This window comes from Streptomyces katrae, from assembly GCF_000966975.1.
GTDB classification, from domain to species: domain Bacteria; phylum Actinomycetota; class Actinomycetes; order Streptomycetales; family Streptomycetaceae; genus Streptomyces; species Streptomyces katrae.
Genome location: NZ_JZWV01001608.1, coordinates 1 through 1,835 on the forward strand (window position 1 = coordinate 1; position 1,835 = coordinate 1,835).

Annotated in this window: 1 pseudogene; it reads left to right on the forward strand. The window is 83.0% G+C overall.

The annotated features are described in order from the left end of the window. Positions 1–1,835 (forward strand): annotated as a pseudogene (locus VR44_RS46705) (hypothetical protein); the annotation flags it as partial.

Consider the following 1,835-nt stretch of genomic DNA (forward strand, 5'->3'; position numbering starts at 1 on the left):
ATACTCTGCTGCGGCGGGCCGCCGCGCTCCCGCCCGGGCCCGAGGACCCGCCGGAGGAGGCCGAGACCGAGCTGGCCGGGGTGCTGCTGCGGCTGTGGGCGGTCCAGCGGGACCCGGAGCTCCTCGACGAGGCCGAACGGGCCGTCACCGGGCTGCGCACCGCCGGGGGGTGGGCGGCGCTGGGCCGGGTGCTGTACGAGCGGGGCCTGGCCTCGGGCACCGACGGGGACGCGCTGCTGGCCGCCGCCGCGCGGGAGTTCGCCGCCGCCGGGGCCGCCGCCGCGCAGGACGCGGAGCTGCGGGTGGACTGCGCCGTACGCCGGGCCCGCACGCTGATCCGGCTGAGCGAACTCCGCGCGGAGCCGGGCCCGCTGCACGAGGCCCTCGCCGCTCTGGAACCCCTGGCCACCGACCCGCGGACCACGCACCCGGACGTCCTGCTGGCCCTGGGCGCGACCCTGCTGGCCCTCCTGGCCCGCACCCCGTCCCCGCCGGACCGCACGGCCCTGGCGGAACGCGCGGCCGAGGCCCTGGAGCGGGCCCTGGCCCTCCTGGAGGCGGCCCCGGTCCCGCCCGGCCCTGGCCGGCCCGGCGGGCAGGAGGACCCCGCCCGGCGCGGACCGGGGCCGGCCCCCGAGGCGTACCCCGGCACCCGGCCCGGCGCGGGAGCCCCCGCCGGGGGCGGGAGTGCGGAGGCCGCCGGTACGGGTGGCACCGCGGGTACGGCCGGGGAGGGCGCGGACGCCGCCGACGGCCCCGGATCCGGGGCTACGGGCGACACCGCGGCTCCGGACGGCCCCCGGCACGGCGGGACCGAGGGCTCGACGGGGGACGGGAGGACCGGTGCGGGCCGGCCCGGGTCGCCGGACGACGGCGGGGCCGGCGCCCCCGAGAAGGCCGGGAGGAGCGGGGGAGACCGCTCAGCGGCATCCGACGGTGACGGCCCCGGCGCTTCCGCGCCGACCGCACGGACCGACAGGCCCGGGGCCGGGCTGCCCCACCGTGACGAGGACACCCCCACGACGGGGGACACCGCCCAGGTGCCCGAGCGGGACGGGGGCGCCGCCGCTCGTCCCGACGGCCCCCGGGTCGAAGCCCCCGACCTCGACGAGGCCGCCCCCGCCCCCGGGGCCGGAGCGGAGGGAGGTCCCGCCTCCGCCGGGGCCGGGCCGGGTGGTGGGGCCCGGGGTGGGACACCGGGCCCTGTGGCGGACGGAGCCTCGACCGGCACCGGGGCCGGAGCGGATCGCGGGGACGGGCCTGGTGGCCCGGCGGGGGAGCCCGCCTCCGCCGGAGCCGGAACGAACGGGGGCCGTGACGGGGGCTCCGTTTCCGCCGGGACCTCCGACCCTGGCACGGACCGCGTTTCCACCGGTGCCGGGGCCTCCGACCGGGACCGGGTGGGCGCCCCGGCTGGAGGCGCCGCTCCCGTCGGCGTCCGGCGGGGCGACGGGACCGGGGGCGGGGCGTCCGGCGGTGACGCGGACCCCGCCTCCGCTGAGGGCGCGACTGCGGGCGGGGCGCGGGGTGGGGCCTCCGACCCTGGCACGGCCCCCGCTTCCACCGGGGCCGGGGACGGTGGGGGCAGCGCCCCCAGGGCCGAAGGGGCCCGGGCCGGGGAGCCGGACCGGGGCGGGACGGTTGACGGTGAGGGGGCCGGGGGTGCCGACGGGAGGGCCCACGGGCCCCGGATCGGGGCGTCCGACCGCTCCGGGGGCACCCCGGCGGCCAGGGCCGCCTCCGTGCCCGGGGCTGCCTCAGCGCCCCGGGCCGACCGTGGCGGGGCCGGAGCCTCGGCCGGGGAGACCACTCCGCCCGGGGCCGGAGCCTCGGCC